Raw genomic sequence first — 14583 nt, 5'->3', positions numbered from 1 at the left:
ATCAGCTCCCTGGTTTAGTGGCCCCTACTTCATAACGGTAAACCGCTGGCTCGTATGGTGAGTAAATTAATTGGCCATCGATAAGATTGTAAATTTGGAAGCCAATTTTATTTGTACCTGCATATTTTTCAACTAGCTTTTGAAGCTCCATTCCACCTTTAATTTCTTGAATGTGGAAAGCTTTAAAATCTCCAAAATAAAATACTGGCTTTGTTGGATCAGTACCATCAGCTGCATCCGTAAAATCTAAATTATGGCCAAGTAATTTATAGCCTAAGCCGTCTGGTGTTTCATAAAGAAGTGGACGGCCATTTGCATCTAATAAACCTTCAAGAGCAGTCACAGCAGCACCATTTACAATCCACATTGATTTTTTACGTACTACAGTCGTTACTTGTCCTTTCATTTTAACAAGTTGGGAATACAGCTTATTAGCTAATCCTGCGGCTTCTAAATCTACTGGTTCACTCTCATAAAAAGCGACGGCTTTCTTAGCTAATGCTCCTGGATTTTCATTTCCCACGTCATTACCATTGAACATATAATTTGTTTCTTTACGAACATAAGCTTTCTTCAATTCATCAATTACAATCTGTTCAATATTTACCCCTGTGCGTTTTAATAATTTTTTCGTGATTGTAGCAAGGGCATCAAATTCAGCTGGATCTAAATCAATTGAATCGAACTCGATGTCTGTTTCTTCAATTTCCGTTGAACGTTCTTTCTTATTGACATTAGCTTCTGCTTTTTTAACTAGAACTGGATATTTCACATCTGCATCAGTCTCAACATAAGAACCGTATTTTCGTAATAAGTTTTCATCTTGTGCATATGAGATTACTTCTTTAGCAATCTGAACTGGCACAGTTACAGAGCCATTCCCTACCTCAATACCAAGCGAACGTGCCTCAGATTCCGAAATGTTACCGACTACAAAATTAGCAAATGCTGAACGAATTTCAGCTTCACGTTTTTTAGTAGACTTAGCATTACGAGTTGATAAAGCTTTTCCAATAGCATTTACTGCCGTCTGCGCTGATTGCGAAATACCACTACGTTTTTCAGGCTCAGTTTTTTCCTTATCTTCTTCCTCTTCTTCTTCCTCATCCTCGTCAGGATTGTCAGCACTACGGTTTTCAGGATCTTCATTACCTAGATCTTCTTCTAAATCACCAAGTGCTTGTTCCGTTTCTGTTAGCTCAGTAGATAATTCGTCAATCTCAGCTGTCACACCGTCAATTGCATCCTCTGCAATATCACCAGCTTCTAACTGTGATCGTAGTTCTGTTAAACGACCTTTTAGACGTTTCTGTAATACTTTTAATAGTTTTTTATTCATGCTTGTTTTCCTCCAAAACTGAGTTTATTTGTTGTATTAATTTCAATCGTTGTTCAATCGACTTATTGGCTTCTTTTGAGCGCAATGATACTTCTGTATCCTCATACGCTGGAATACTTACGACACTAATTTCATGTAACTCTACGGTGTTAATTGTTCGAACAGGTATTTCAGGTTCATAATCCCATGTTTCACTTGTAGGAACAAAACCGAACGAGCATTGCGAAATATCGCCACGTCTTAAACTCTCTGATAAATCCCTAGCTAACGTTGTATTTGGCAAATCAACTTCGAATTTAAGCCCTCTAGCGTCCTCTGACAAGCGCAATGTTCCGCTCTTGGTTCTTCCTAAGACATTGTTCCAATCGTGGTTAAATAAAGCGCGTATGTCGTCATTTGAAGCAATTGCATCAGCAAAAGCACCTGGTGCTATAATTTCTGTAAACATGCCCCATATATCTGTTGGAGAATTAAATACAGCTGCATAACCTTCAATCACATTCGACTCATTATCGCCCTGGCTTCTCGTTTGAAGTCCCTGTATATCAAGTGTCCGAATCTCCTTTTGCTTGGCCACCATCGTCACCCCCCTTCAAGCTGTCGTCTGTCGCTTTATTAATGTCTTCACCTGCAATTAAATCCTTCGAGATATAAAGCTTCATCGATTCCTCAGTGAATAAGCGATCAAAGCCTAATAAATAATCGCGAGCATCATCAGGTGTTGCGACCATTGTTCTAACCAGGTTGTAAGCAATATTTGTTTTCGTGCTGTATGGGACAAAGTCCAAAATATTAATCTTGAATTTCAGCCGTAAATTCGAATTTGGGCCGAAAAAAAGAAGACTCAAATGGTCTTCAAAGTTTTGCATTATGGATTTAACAGACTTGTTGTGTAAGTACATCATGGCTTTCTCTAAATCTGTCTTTAACATGGCTCTGTAAGTCTCAACATCGATATTTAAAAACTTTCCAAGATCCTTCTTATAGACATTTAAGTAAGAAAGTATTTTGGCATCATCAATCGGGCTTTTCAATTCATCGATTAAATACCCTTTCCCTAAAGGAATGAGCTTAATTGTACGGCTATCGTCAATTCCTTCTAGTTGGTCCAGGATCGAATTAATTAGAATGGATTGAGCGCCATTCTTAGGGTTGATATGAGCATCTAGTTTTAATAAAAACGCAAGTATGCCGCCCTTTTTATACTTATCTGTAAGCACCTTCTCAGCGCTCATAACACCTTCTAATGTGTCCCTTCCTAGCTGTTTCAGTCCTACACCTTTTAAATGATTGAGCCCAATATTCTTAATGTGACGAATCATCTTTGAAGGGATTTCAGTACCGTTTATTTTGAAATGCTCCTCTAAATTATCATCCAATTCAGCGTCAACATTCGATACAATATGAATCTCCTTACCTGTGTAAAACGGAAAAACTTCCCCCTCAACTAAATAGATGTTTACCATTAGCTTCATAAATTCCGTGCCAGTTAAATATTTGTTTGGTTTGCGTAGCACTTTCAAGATAGGATGTTTTGTTATGTCCTTTCCTGTTTCCTGGTCCTCAACAACTATCTGGGCCAATGTAATTTGGTTACTTATATCTTGTAGTAATTCATACACATCACTTGAATGTAATATGTTTTCGTCATTAGCAAACCACCCATTCAGCCGAACACTTCCACCTAACGAAGCATCAATTAAGCCTCGCTTTTCGAGCTGTCTTACTAATTTTCTCGAAAACCAATTTCGTATTCCCACTATCTCGCCTCGCTTTCAACCATAAAAAATAAGCCTTTTATTGCCTTGCTTAGGGCCTTTTGCTATCCATTTTTTTCTCTAAATACTCGTAATATTCCATTGCATCTTGCTCATACTCTGCTACGCTTTTTCTAAAGATATGCCGTATTTTTCTGTATACTTTATTTTTTGTAAGATAATCTTGCACCTGTGAGTCCTCTAACTCACCAATCGCTCTTTTCCATTCAGCTTTAAAATAAATTCGTAAAAAATCTTTTAATACATTCAAAAGATTTATTTCTAAAAACAAATCATCTCTAGTTGTCCAAACAGATTCATTCCTATAAAGCGCAATTAAGTCCTGAATAATAACTGTAATCATTTCGTTGTTTTCACTAGAATCAGGACCAAAATAAAGCATTAGTAAAGTACCGTTTTTTTGCACTTCGTTTCTCAATCTTATGATTTCTTTGTTAATATCTGCATCTTCTTGACTAAAGTATTTTAAATCCAACAGTCTTGTTAAGTCATAACAGGATGTAATGAACTCCGCACTCTTTTCTCTAACTTCTTGTATCCACTCAATTCTAGATTTAGCAACTATGTTTGCTTTGAAATTGGCTTTGGTAGTCAAACTAGCAATAAAGGTATTTATGAAAATTGCAATGACTGCAGCTATAGCAGTTATGCTTACCCATATAAAGTTCCCATTATTATCAAATAAAATGTTTGCAATAACCATTTATATTATCTCTCCTTTACCAAATGATAGCAAAATTAAAGTTCAGGAGAAACATTATCTTACCGATAAATTGATTTAACATATTCGTCTAAGCCGTCCATGCTTTCAGCCATCATGTTTAATGTCTCTTTATGAGCAATTAAAAAAGCGACAAAGCCATCTATATGTTCAGGGCTTTTTCGCTTGGATGGCGCTTTTAAATTATTTATATTTGTTACGACTTTGGCATTGGACGCGCAGAAAATAAGTAACGGATTATCTGTTATAACTTTGTCTTGTAAAAGAAGGATTTCAAAATCATCAAATGGTTCGTTCATGACAGCTGGATACTGTGGCACTTCTACACACGGTATACCTAGCATTTCCCATTGTTCAACGAGCTTTTCCGCTAAAGCAGGATCATAATTTATTTGTCTTAAATCAAAATTATCAAAAACCCATTCAACATATTCGTTTACCATATCTTCACTTACTGTTTTACCAGGGCATAATGTAACGAATCCTTTTTCTGCAAGTTCTCTGTATGGAACATTCCGCTGTAGTTCCTTTTCTTCAATCCCAAACTCAGGAATAAAATACATTTGTTTCACTTTTAAGATTGGTTCGCCATCATCATCAAATGTCGGTACATTAATATCCACACACGTTAAATCGGTACGTCTTGATAGATCGACACCAACAACACATGTTAAACCTTCTATCTCTCCAAGATCCTCAACAAGCATTTTTTCTAATTGGTCAAGTTCGAAATAGGTTTCAGCATAATTGACGAATACATTTAAGTGTTTAGATAAAAATTCAGCGCGGTTAAAGCTGTTGTTTTGAGCCTCTAGAAATGCCTTTTCTAAAAATTCCATGCTCACAGAAACACCGATATTGGGATTTACCATTCGCCACACTTCGCGATCTTCCCAATCAAAACCCTTGTTCGGTTCGTATATCATCACAAACCAAGAATCATCATTGTCATTCTTCATAGCTTCTTTTGCATACGCATGAATCTGAGCTCCTAATGCTCCTGTTTGTTTACCAGCTGTTGTTGTAATGATGTTCAAAGGTTCTTCCTGGGCAATTTGAGCTGATCGCAAGTTATCATATTGTTCTCGGTCCATTTGAGCATGGACTTCATCGAAATAATTACAATATGGATTTTTACCCTCGTTCCCTGCATTATCTTTTGTTAGAACCTTCAAAGTGTTGGCGTATTTTATGCCATCTTCAACAAAGGTATATTTGACAGATCGGACCGAATCCTCTTTACCCTTGTAAATTCGTGTACCTGGCCTTAAATCAGGACTATTTTCAATTGTTAGGCCAATAGGAATTGCAGCATTTTGACATTGTTCAAATGTATTTGCTGATATGTAAAAGTCAGCACCTTTAACACCTTCGCCATACATACCATAAATTACAGGACTGCCGCCCATAATCGTTTTACCGTTTTTCTTCGGCACCTGCAGATAAGCATTTCGTACAACTCGCACAGCTTTTCCGAATTCATTTTTACGTTGCCAGCCGTAAATGTTAGCAAAGTAAAACTTCTGCCAGGATTCCAAGATTAAAGGTTGTCCAGCCCATCGCCCTTTAGCATGTTTTAAAAATGTTTCTGTGAAATAGAGCATGTCATTGGCTTTATCATTATCAAACCAAATATCTTTTCGCTTCTTCCATCGTTTATAGCGCTTCACCATTAGTTTAATACTGTGAGGATAAGCTTTTGGATTAGAATCAAATTCTTTTACAAATTCATCAGAGTAATTTACTTCAAAATCTATCATGATCTCATTTTCCTTTGTCTAAATTGAACGAGCTTACTACTTTCGCTTTCAGGTTCAGGATCTTTCTTCTTTTCCTCGTCACCTTTCGCTAGTAATGTTCCCGATTTTTTAATGAGATCTTTGTTTTTGCCATCTAATCCAAGTTGTCCAAGTAATCGGGCTAATTCCTTTCGAAGCTTTTCAACATTTTCACCAATGTCTTTTGCCTTTTCATATTCTTCAAAACAATCCAGGTACACATCAATCAACAAATCCAAAGCAGGCGAATAGGTTCCAGCCTCCACCAATGAGTCTATTATCCGCTTATGCTGCAGTTCACGATTAGAAGGTTTACTTTTTGTCACACTTTCATTTTCTTCTACTGTGACATTCTGAACTAAGCCCAATTGTTCAAGCCAATTATAGCGACTTTTCCACTTTCTAACCGTAGACTCTGCAGCACCAACAGCCGTTGCTATTTCTGCATTTGAAAGACTTCCTTCACTCTCTTTAAAAAGCTCAAATGCCTGTTCATGTTTTTTGGTCAATACCTATTCACCTGCCTTTGTCACACTTAAAATTTTTTCAAAAAATCAATTTGAGGCGCGCAATTACATGCTCATACGGTCTACAGCAAAATGGCCAAAATAATAATTTGGTAGGGGGGCTATCACCATTTAAAATTATGTTTTGGCTTTGGTTTTGTCTCATGTTCAACGATCATGTGACACGTTGGACATAAGGTTGTGACGTTGCCTGGATCAAGCTTCAAGTCAGGTCTATCATTAATCGGTATGATGTGATGATGCTGCGCTGTCTTACCAAACACAAACTTATTGCACCGTGTACACCTTCCCTTGTCTCGCTGATAACATTCAGCCTTTAAATCCCTCCATGCCTCTGTGCTATAGAACGGCTTATTACTGGCACCTACATTCCTTTTCTTCCGTCTATGCTTATCGCAATATCGCCCCTTACTGATTAGTTGTCGGCATCCTTGCTCACTACAGTATTTCATTCTTCATCAACTGCTAACTGTTCCTCGATATACTCACGAATAGTCTCAGACTTCTTTAAATTACCTGGTACTTCAATATTGTTTTCTTCTGCATACTCTCTCAGCTGTGTAGCAGTCTTGCCCTCTAAACTAAATACTGGTGCGTCAGTTAACGGTTTAGTTTCTACATATAGCATCGACTCAGGTTTCTCAGTTACTTTGAAAGATGGCCTCATACCTGCAGGTACAAACAACACCTTCTTAGCTTCACTGTCCCAGTATTCTGTTCCATTAGCTGTTGTGCGAATTGGTACTTTCATATTGAATCAATCCTCTCTTTTACTTAATTCATTAACTTCGGTAGCATAATCATGAAATGTCTTGCCCCTCACTTTTTTTTAATTTTGATTTCATTAATGACTTCACTCGATGTTTGCTTTGCATCTGATTGTCCTCGTTGATAAGGTGCATCTGATTCTTTTTGTAGCCTTATCATTTAAATGATCGAAAGAATGAAATTTATAGTAATTAATATGAATGTGAGGATTACAATAATCTTCTATGTACTCACCACCTTTTAGGCATAATAAAAAGCCACACAAATTAAGCGTGACTAAGTACTATTCTTTTTATTTTCAGCTAATCGTTTTCTTGAAATCTGCTTATCTTTAGCAAAAATTACTGTAAGGCCTATTATCCAAACGACTACTACTAATATACTAGTTTTTTCACTACTATTCATATTAAAAATGATACCTGAATCTAATACAACCTTACCTTGTTTAAACCAAAGGAAAATTTGTATTATTACAAAGTTAGTAAAATAGAATATTATAAGTGCTAGTATTCTTCTGTATCTATACATATTAATTTTGTATTCATCGTGACTCATAGTTGCTTTTTCATGGTCTTCAAACTTAATCTGTTTATCATAGTCCGATTGAAAATCAACCACTTTTTTAGCTAATTTATTTTTTTCAATTACACTGACAAAAGGTGATTCTAGTATCTCTTTAATTATACTGTTATTAATAGGCTCAATATTCTTTATATCGTTAAATTTTATATTGTTCTCATCAGCTAAGCTAAATAAAAATTTATAGAGTAATTTAGCTTCAAAAGCATCTTCTTGGACTAACATTTTTCTAACAAAAACAAGAAATTCAAACTTTACCTTTTCTACTCTTCTGTTATATTCTTTATTGCTCTTGATATTTTTTATGAACTCATATATTAAAGTTGCAATAAGACTACCTATTACTCCTATAGTTAAATTGTTATTAATAAAACTTATCAAAGTTCTCACTTCCTCTTACTACTATTAATAGCTATTAAGTATTTTCAATTAATACAATTTTGACATAATCTAAAAGCCACACCTTTTAGATGTGACTTTTATTTATTATTTCTTTTTTCAAGAATGTATTCATCCATTAATGCTAAATATCGTATTTGTTTTTTCAAATAAACTTGACATTTATTTATATAATCGTCCTTTTCATTTTGAGGATTATTAGAAAATTGATAAATAATCCCTAAACTAAATACAAAAGAAAATGTTGCCCCTTCAGAAGCATAAACTGCTCCATCTGAATAATGCATCATTTGTTCACCATAACCATTCACTTCTTGATCATAGTCATTTATTAAATTTCGCAATTCATTTCTTATTTCATCATTTATATCAATTCCAATTGAATTTAAACACATATAAGCGTAAGTAAATAACTGAGAATAAAAAGGTAAATAGGGGTAAATCTCATCTATGAATTTATTCAAATTATAACCGTCTTCATTATCTGACAATGCTTTATTACTATTAAATCCAGTTGCAGCTATCTCATTAAATCTTTTTTGCTCTGTATCCAAAGAAAGTAAACTTTTCTCAATTAATGATATTCTTTCAGTCAAAAACGTAGCAGCATTATTCATTATTTCACTTGATTTCAAAAGTGTCTCAGTATCCAAACTATCAGTAGCCCTCTCTATTTTCTCTGCTGATTCAGCAATCTTCTCACTAGAAAGATTACTTGAAAGAGTTTGAAATAGTGTAAACCCTATAGCTACTACTGCTAAAATAATTGAAACAATAGTTCCAGCAAATCCCCAATGATCAATCACTTCACTATTTTCTCTATACTGATAAGTGAATAAACTAATTGATCCTAAACAAATTATTAAAAGCCAGTATAATAAATCTTTAACTTCTATCCAACTTGTTAAAGATTTTTTCTTTAAGTCCTTTTTAATAAGTGGTGGGATTTTTACTATTAAAGTAAGAATTACTATAGTAATAATCAGCATAGTTGGAACTACTAACAACCACCAAGCATTAAATTCTACCAAAACCATATCTTCCATAATTACCCCTTTACCAACAAATAATAACAAATTATACTATTATTTTAGGATAAATGGAATAGTGAAATGACTACTCCTTTTGAAGTAGCCCTTCATGTTTGTCTCCAACAAATAAGTACAAGCGAACATGTTTATTTTGTAATTCGTATTAACGGAGGCTTTTGATCACTACACCCCAATACGTTATTAAGATCGTGCTTTCTTTTTAATTAAGACTGATATTAGTTCAACAAGTATTTTTGTATTCCATCAGACAAATAGAATTTGTTTATATAACCCTCACCATCTGTTGGAGGTTTTAATATTTCTTTAAAATCATCTTTGGTTAAATGAGAGAAATACACACCGCCTGGTCTGCAAATATACTCTTTTACTACTTTCATAAAATTCGTTAGTTCATATTTATCCATCTCATTTACTATCATTCTCTGTCCCTCCCATCAAAAAAATAATATATTGAGCATAGCATAAACAGAACAAACATTCTGTTTTTGTTGAAAATAAAAAGTCACACCTCATTAGTGTGACTCTAGTGTTGACGTTCCAGCAAACGTCTATTATGTTGTTTGCCTGTTTAAGAAACAGGACTTCACGTGTGAGTTGGAAGACTCTTGATGTAAAGTAAATCCAATTACTCTACATTTACACTATATAATATTTACAAAGCATTTAAAACGACATCTTTACGACACAGTTATAACTGTAACCGCAATCCATCTGTGCCGAAAAAAAGGACTGACATCGCATGAACTGCCTCTTTCAGATCCCGTTGAGCAGTACGTTCATGTACATTATGCAGTTTTGCTATTTCTGCGTAAGTCTTTCTTTCATCGTTTATATAAAAGTGTAAAAGTGTTTCATATCTTCGCACCGCTTCTGTACCCAAGTGTTTACAGTCCATTTTGTATACCCTAATCATATTGTCGATAAATCTCATCATTGCAAGCGTACGAGCTTCGCTTCTTTTTATAGATTCTAATGTAAGATATTCTTTATCAGGTGAAATTATTTCTTCTTGCTCCTCACCCTCTAAATCCATGTTTTCTTTCATTTCATCGCAATACACTTTTAAGTGACGGTAATTCTTCAACAATATTCTTGTGTTAAAAAGTCGTCTATCCAATCTTTTAGTTTTTTCTTCTTGTTGAAGCTCGTTGAATTTGGCTATAGCAACTTCTGCTATAGCAGCTATTTGTTCTTGTGCGATGCTACTCATCGGCACACCTCCAATTATTATTTATCCTTCTAACATTCTTTTTAGTAATTACTCAATGATGATAAATATGCACCTTTGTAATTGGCACAGGTGAAAATACTATAATAGCCATTAATATTCCAGTAAAAATAAACATTGTTGCTATTACTGATCTTGGGGGCATATAAACCTTAAATACAATTAATAGTCCAAGCATAATCCAATACATAATAAATAATATTTGTAACAAAAATATCACTGTCTGCATTTTTCACCTCTCTTTTCATGTTTGCTTCTGTACAATGTATTTAACCAGTCCTCAACTACGTTAGATACGTATCCCTCTCAATTGTTCTTGTTTTCCGCTTCGAAACGTTTTTAGGTTGACCATATTTCTCTTTTACTTCCTCTCGAGTCATACCGTGTTCAATTCGGCAGTGAGCTGCAGTAATGACGATGCCTATATGCTTACAACCTTCCACAGGACACTTAATATATTCACCTTGAGCAGCACTCCAATATAGTCCCGACATTACTACACCCCTCCCTCCAAAGTCGCACGCATTTTATCCATTAACTTATGGACAGCATTTGTATACTTGGTCTTCGTACCTTCGTCAACAATCTCTTCAAGGACCACCAATGTCGAATTAAATTCATCCACTAATGACTCGAAACGCAATTTGAATTTTATCTCAGCAGGATCCGTTGACTCATTCACTTTGCTACGAAGTTGATCTAGCTCTTTTTGCACATCATCTGGAATAACCTCAACAGTGGTCGCTTCTATTGGTTTGGCTTTTAAGCTCTCTTCTAATTTTTTCGCCCTAGACTCAGCAACAGCCAACTCTTGCGTTAACCTATTAATCTCTTTTTCCGAAACCTCATTCTGAACAGATTGTTCTTGAGCAGTTTCTAACTGCTGTTTAAGATCCTGAATATCCTTTTCTAATAAACTCTTTTCTTTTGTGGCATCCGCTTCACGCTTGGCCATTTCCTTTTCAAGTTTCTGTTTCTCCTTAACAATCTTTTGAAGCTCTCGAGTAGACATTTCATCTACATCGTTTTCTTGCAAAAACGCCTCTCGATTTTCCGCCTCTATGCCCAATAAAGCCACTGCTTTTGAATAACTCAAATTCCCAAACGCTTGGGAATTTGAACTATACTCTACATGGATTTGCATTAAGTTATTTGCTGTTGATTGACTGTACTCTACATTCTCCTTCAGCCATTTTCCCCACTCACCGTGAGGTAATTGCTCTTTTGCCTCAATAAGTCTTTTTCCTATTTCGGATGAAGCCTGTAACATCATTGTTTGTGTTTGAAATTTAATCGCATTGATTTCAGCTGCAATAACATCTGTAGACCTCTCTGTAATTAATTGCGTCATACTGCTTTCCTCGCTTTCTTAGTCAGTTTTTGTTTTTTAAATGTATCTATGAAAGCCTGCACATCTTTTGTAGATGGTTTATTATTTCGACCTCGCACTTGGGCGACTTCGCTCCCCCTCAATTCCACCGTATAAAATGGAACGGACGGTGCATCTTTTTTTCGTACAAACAACAAAGTACATTCTCCTTTGCTGTAACGATCCGCATAAGTTCCTACACAGTGTTTTAACTTTTTACCTTCATCCACAATTTCTTTAAATGTCTCAGGCGGCCTGATTATCAAACCATTCGACTCAAATACAAAGTGCTTTAAGGCCTCATAACGTTTTTGGATTTTTAAATTAGCAATCTCATCATTTTTTATTTTGATTAATTTAATCGTCTTTTCATGAGCTTTTTTCAAATTCTTGGGATACAAAATAACTTCATCATCCAAATTCAACTCAAGCTTCATACAATCGTTGATATAATCAGACCAGGTAACTAAAACCTGCGAAGGCAACATGTAATGTTTACTACTTAGTTCAAATTGCTTTTGTGCATAATTGAAAATACGATGAATTGTGCAATACCTTTTTATCTTTTTAAACTGGCTAAAGTATGCATGCACATTAAACGTGTTACACCCTTTTACAATTTTTTCGTATGACATTTTCGACTTCTCTTTTCTCGCTTGCTGCCACATCCACAAACCTATCGCAAAATCAGGAGCATGCATGACATGAATACCTGTTGCATCCGTCCGCTTCATCATTAAATAGTCCTGTTTAGATATTTTGAAAAAATCATGTAGCTTAAAAGCTTTCCAGTTAATTGTTCTATGAAGTGAGTTGCCATGAATTTTTGCTTCTACAACATTTTTAAAACCATTCTTGCTCAAAATCTCGATATTCGGCATCTCAGAAAATAAAGCAAGATATTTCAATAAAGTGTAGTGACTATATTTCTCCCAACCCGAATACTCGAATGGTGTACCTGGTATTGCATCTATTAAGCTTTGAATAGAAACCTTAACTAGTAGGCTGCTAGTGTTATAGTTATATATAGAACCACGCTTTTCTAACTTGTCATTGTGCCATGTATAAACTTCATACATTTCACTTTTCCCTAACTCAAATGTATAAAGAGCCATTCTTTTACATACTGTCTTAACATCTTTGTAAGCCCCACTATAATTTCTACTGCAATACACCCAACTTGCCACAATTGCTTTTGGATTTACTAAGGACTTTTCAAACCACAAAAAATACGCTGAATCCGTTAAATATTTACGGCCTAACCAATCCTTTTTGTAAGTACATTTCGAATCACACTTAGGACAAGTAGCCGAAGCATTTTGCTTCACAGCCTCTTCTACATAAAATGATGCGTGGCAATGCGTACAGTATCCCTTTTTCATCTTCCCACTGGATACAAAAATGTACTTACTCCCTTTGAGCGCTTCATTCGTTGCATAATCAATCATTTTTTCATCAATCATCGGAAAGTGATTCCATACTTGTTGTTCTTCTGCTTTAGTTAAACTCGCCACTTTAATACACCCCAAATCACAGGAATTCATCTAGCGAAGCTTCAAAACGCGGTGTGGCTCCACTCGATAGAACTGTTGGCTTAGTCGGTTTAGATACATCCATTTGACTATCTGATGATAAAATCTTATTCGGCTTGGCACCTGTCTTTTTAATACCAAAATATTTCAACACAATATCAAATCCTTGATCACTAGTTAGAACTGCGCAATTATCCTTCTTTACTTTTTCAGCTTCTTTGCGCATTTCTTTCATACTTCCGATGATCGTTTTACCTTCAGCCATGATTTTTTCTGCAGCTGATGGGTTGTCCTTTAAAAAATCCAACAGGAAATTACCTATTGCCGAAATGTAAGGATGCACCCCTTCCATTCTGAGTTCTGTCATTAATTTTGCTGTCGCTTGTTCTACCATCTTTAAAGCCTCCTGTTCTTTCGCTTGGTATTCCGCTTCAAAAATATTCATTTGCCCTTCTTGTATCATTTCAATGTGATGGTCCATCTTATCCATCCCTATCGCCTCCACGATTTGTATTTCTTTTGACAAAATTGTCAATACGCTTCATACGCACGTACAAATAAGCTCCTGAAACAAAATCAGAAAACTTCACTTGCATGTCTTTGAATTGATAATCCTTGTACCACTTTTCAAAAATTTCATGTGCCGATACTTCATCCTTAGCGATCTTCTCTGCACGTCTACGAGTTAGCTTTGTATCCGCCACTGTAACTGTTGGTTGCTTTAAATTGCGAGAAGGTGTATAACGCTTCATCGTTTTGCTACCTTTTTCTTTTGTGATATAACGAGCCATTCCCTCAAAGCCAAAATCATCACTTTGCAGTCGTCTTGATTGAGTACGTCCTCCACAATTCCACAACTTTTCAGCAACATCACGATTTGGAAAATTTGTAACCATATGATGGTGAGCTCTCACTTTACTGCCGTCCTTTGTATGCTCTGTCACATAGATATACTTCAACTCAAAATCCTTGTACTGCTCCTGTTTTTTAAGCCAATTTTTCATTCGTCTGATAAGATTTGTCATATCCTTTTTGGCCTGCTCAAAATCTACTGGCATTTTCCCTTGTGGGTAAGTGTACGTAAGCCAAATATCCACATAGTTTCTGAAATTTGCGTTAATAAGTCGTGTAACATGTTTCTTAGTGTTTTTATCATTCAGATTCTTTTGTGCTTGGCTACTCTCACTTTTCTTTTTACGTAAACCCTGTGGTACTTCCCAAAAAGGGTAGGCTTCAACTTCCAATATTTCTCCACTCTTAATCGTTTTCACACGATACCCAGCTAAAGAATTGGCACGTAAACTCTCAATATGTTCTTCTCTACTATCCTTTTTCTCTATCGCAAACGAATCCTCATATGCTGCTAATACATGCTTAATGTTGCGTTTTCTCTTCATGAAACTCTCTCCCCATGCTGTTAATAATCTATTATCCTTGTCATTTTCAGGGCATCGTCGTAAACCTAATATCTATTACAAGGACGCTAATTGACTAATTACCATGAGGGTTGCTA

Annotated in this window: 18 protein-coding genes; all 18 read right to left on the bottom strand. The window is 35.4% G+C overall.

What is annotated here, in order from left to right; translation table 11 throughout:
- Position 1: 1 nt before the first annotated feature.
- The 18 genes from HCH28_RS01225 to HCH28_RS01140 all read right to left on the bottom strand — a co-directional run bounded on the left by HCH28_RS01225 (position 2) and on the right by HCH28_RS01140 (position 14467).
- Positions 2 to 1339 carry a phage major capsid protein gene (locus HCH28_RS01225; protein ID WP_221679273.1) on the bottom strand — a complete coding sequence of 446 codons (1338 nt, stop codon included), beginning with the start codon at positions 1337 to 1339 and terminating at the stop codon, positions 2 to 4.
- Positions 1332 to 1916 (bottom strand): HK97 family phage prohead protease, encoded by a 585-nt coding sequence (locus tag HCH28_RS01220; protein ID WP_370635277.1) that lies wholly within the window; start codon positions 1914 to 1916, stop codon positions 1332 to 1334. The genes HCH28_RS01225 and HCH28_RS01220 overlap by 8 nt, the downstream gene beginning before the upstream one ends.
- Entirely contained in the window at positions 1885 to 3099 is a 1215-nt protein-coding gene (locus HCH28_RS01215) for a phage portal protein (RefSeq protein ID WP_221679271.1), read from the bottom strand. Before HCH28_RS01215 ends, HCH28_RS01220 begins: the two co-directional genes overlap by 32 nt.
- A gap of 49 nt (positions 3100 to 3148) precedes the next feature.
- On the bottom strand, positions 3149 to 3820 hold the full coding sequence (locus HCH28_RS01210) for a hypothetical protein (protein ID WP_221679270.1): 672 nt from the start codon (positions 3818 to 3820) through the stop codon (positions 3149 to 3151).
- A gap of 59 nt (positions 3821 to 3879) precedes the next feature.
- Positions 3880 to 5598 carry a terminase large subunit gene (locus HCH28_RS01205; RefSeq protein ID WP_221679269.1) on the bottom strand — a complete coding sequence of 573 codons (1719 nt, stop codon included), beginning with the start codon at positions 5596 to 5598 and terminating at the stop codon, positions 3880 to 3882.
- Positions 5595 to 6125 carry a phage terminase small subunit-related protein gene (locus HCH28_RS01200; RefSeq protein ID WP_221679268.1) on the bottom strand — a complete coding sequence of 177 codons (531 nt, stop codon included), beginning with the start codon at positions 6123 to 6125 and terminating at the stop codon, positions 5595 to 5597. The genes HCH28_RS01205 and HCH28_RS01200 overlap by 4 nt, the downstream gene beginning before the upstream one ends.
- A gap of 122 nt (positions 6126 to 6247) precedes the next feature.
- Positions 6248 to 6595 (bottom strand): HNH endonuclease, encoded by a 348-nt coding sequence (locus tag HCH28_RS01195; RefSeq protein ID WP_221679267.1) that lies wholly within the window; start codon positions 6593 to 6595, stop codon positions 6248 to 6250.
- Positions 6592 to 6894, bottom strand: coding sequence for a Rho termination factor N-terminal domain-containing protein (locus HCH28_RS01190; protein ID WP_221679266.1), 303 nt, complete (start codon positions 6892 to 6894; stop codon positions 6592 to 6594). The genes HCH28_RS01195 and HCH28_RS01190 overlap by 4 nt, the downstream gene beginning before the upstream one ends.
- 293 nt (positions 6895 to 7187) lie before the next feature.
- Positions 7188 to 7871: a hypothetical protein gene (locus HCH28_RS01185; protein ID WP_221679265.1), complete on the bottom strand. Its 684-nt coding sequence runs from the start codon at positions 7869 to 7871 to the stop codon at positions 7188 to 7190.
- A 98-nt stretch (positions 7872 to 7969) separates the two neighbouring features.
- On the bottom strand, positions 7970 to 8935 hold the full coding sequence (locus tag HCH28_RS01180; protein ID WP_221679263.1) for a hypothetical protein: 966 nt from the start codon (positions 8933 to 8935) through the stop codon (positions 7970 to 7972).
- A gap of 221 nt (positions 8936 to 9156) precedes the next feature.
- Positions 9157 to 9360 carry a hypothetical protein gene (locus HCH28_RS01175; protein WP_221679261.1) on the bottom strand — a complete coding sequence of 68 codons (204 nt, stop codon included), beginning with the start codon at positions 9358 to 9360 and terminating at the stop codon, positions 9157 to 9159.
- Between the two features lie 269 nt (positions 9361 to 9629).
- Entirely contained in the window at positions 9630 to 10151 is a 522-nt protein-coding gene (locus HCH28_RS01170) for a hypothetical protein (protein ID WP_221679260.1), read from the bottom strand.
- 52 nt (positions 10152 to 10203) lie between these two features.
- Complete coding sequence (locus HCH28_RS01165; protein ID WP_221679259.1) at positions 10204 to 10398, bottom strand: hypothetical protein; 195 nt, start codon at positions 10396 to 10398, stop codon at positions 10204 to 10206.
- Between the two features lie 55 nt (positions 10399 to 10453).
- Positions 10454 to 10663, bottom strand: a complete 210-nt coding sequence (locus HCH28_RS01160; RefSeq protein ID WP_221679258.1) for a hypothetical protein — start codon at positions 10661 to 10663, stop codon at positions 10454 to 10456.
- Between the two features lie 2 nt (positions 10664 to 10665).
- Positions 10666 to 11520, bottom strand: a complete 855-nt coding sequence (locus tag HCH28_RS01155; RefSeq protein ID WP_221679257.1) for a DUF3102 domain-containing protein — start codon at positions 11518 to 11520, stop codon at positions 10666 to 10668.
- The gene (locus tag HCH28_RS01150; protein ID WP_221679256.1) at positions 11517 to 13082 is read right to left on the bottom strand and encodes a PcfJ domain-containing protein; all 1566 of its coding nucleotides are present in this window, start codon (positions 13080 to 13082) and stop codon (positions 11517 to 11519) included. Before HCH28_RS01150 ends, HCH28_RS01155 begins: the two co-directional genes overlap by 4 nt.
- Positions 13069 to 13560 carry a hypothetical protein gene (locus HCH28_RS01145; RefSeq protein ID WP_221679255.1) on the bottom strand — a complete coding sequence of 164 codons (492 nt, stop codon included), beginning with the start codon at positions 13558 to 13560 and terminating at the stop codon, positions 13069 to 13071. Before HCH28_RS01145 ends, HCH28_RS01150 begins: the two co-directional genes overlap by 14 nt.
- Positions 13553 to 14467, bottom strand: a complete 915-nt coding sequence (locus HCH28_RS01140; protein ID WP_221679254.1) for a rolling circle replication-associated protein — start codon at positions 14465 to 14467, stop codon at positions 13553 to 13555. The genes HCH28_RS01145 and HCH28_RS01140 overlap by 8 nt, the downstream gene beginning before the upstream one ends.
- Positions 14468 to 14583 lie beyond the last annotated feature (116 nt).

Source organism: Lysinibacillus sp. K60 (genome assembly GCF_019731275.1).
In the GTDB taxonomy this organism is placed as follows: domain Bacteria; phylum Bacillota; class Bacilli; order Bacillales_A; family Planococcaceae; genus Lysinibacillus; species Lysinibacillus capsici.
This window is presented reverse-complemented; position numbering and strand designations above follow the sequence as displayed.

Bases quoted from the DNA above. Each gene is read 5' to 3' on its own strand.
- HCH28_RS01225 (WP_221679273.1), bottom strand. From the start codon at position 1,339: ATGAATAAAAAACTATTAAAAGTATTACAGAAACGTCTAAAAGGTCGT.
- HCH28_RS01140 (WP_221679254.1), bottom strand. From the start codon at position 14,467: ATGAAGAGAAAACGCAACATTAAGCATGTATTAGCAGCATATGAGGAT.
- HCH28_RS01205 (WP_221679269.1), bottom strand. From the start codon at position 5,598: ATGATAGATTTTGAAGTAAATTACTCTGATGAATTTGTAAAAGAATTT.
- HCH28_RS01195 (WP_221679267.1), bottom strand. From the start codon at position 6,595: ATGAAATACTGTAGTGAGCAAGGATGCCGACAACTAATCAGTAAGGGG.
- HCH28_RS01210 (WP_221679270.1), bottom strand. From the start codon at position 3,820: ATGGTTATTGCAAACATTTTATTTGATAATAATGGGAACTTTATATGG.
- HCH28_RS01170 (WP_221679260.1), bottom strand. From the start codon at position 10,151: ATGAGTAGCATCGCACAAGAACAAATAGCTGCTATAGCAGAAGTTGCT.
- HCH28_RS01180 (WP_221679263.1), bottom strand. From the start codon at position 8,935: ATGGAAGATATGGTTTTGGTAGAATTTAATGCTTGGTGGTTGTTAGTA.
- HCH28_RS01160 (WP_221679258.1), bottom strand. From the start codon at position 10,663: ATGTCGGGACTATATTGGAGTGCTGCTCAAGGTGAATATATTAAGTGT.
- HCH28_RS01165 (WP_221679259.1), bottom strand. From the start codon at position 10,398: ATGCAGACAGTGATATTTTTGTTACAAATATTATTTATTATGTATTGG.
- HCH28_RS01145 (WP_221679255.1), bottom strand. From the start codon at position 13,560: ATGGATAAGATGGACCATCACATTGAAATGATACAAGAAGGGCAAATG.
- HCH28_RS01175 (WP_221679261.1), bottom strand. From the start codon at position 9,360: ATGATAGTAAATGAGATGGATAAATATGAACTAACGAATTTTATGAAA.
- HCH28_RS01155 (WP_221679257.1), bottom strand. From the start codon at position 11,520: ATGACGCAATTAATTACAGAGAGGTCTACAGATGTTATTGCAGCTGAA.
- HCH28_RS01190 (WP_221679266.1), bottom strand. From the start codon at position 6,894: ATGAAAGTACCAATTCGCACAACAGCTAATGGAACAGAATACTGGGAC.
- HCH28_RS01150 (WP_221679256.1), bottom strand. From the start codon at position 13,082: ATGAATTCCTGTGATTTGGGGTGTATTAAAGTGGCGAGTTTAACTAAA.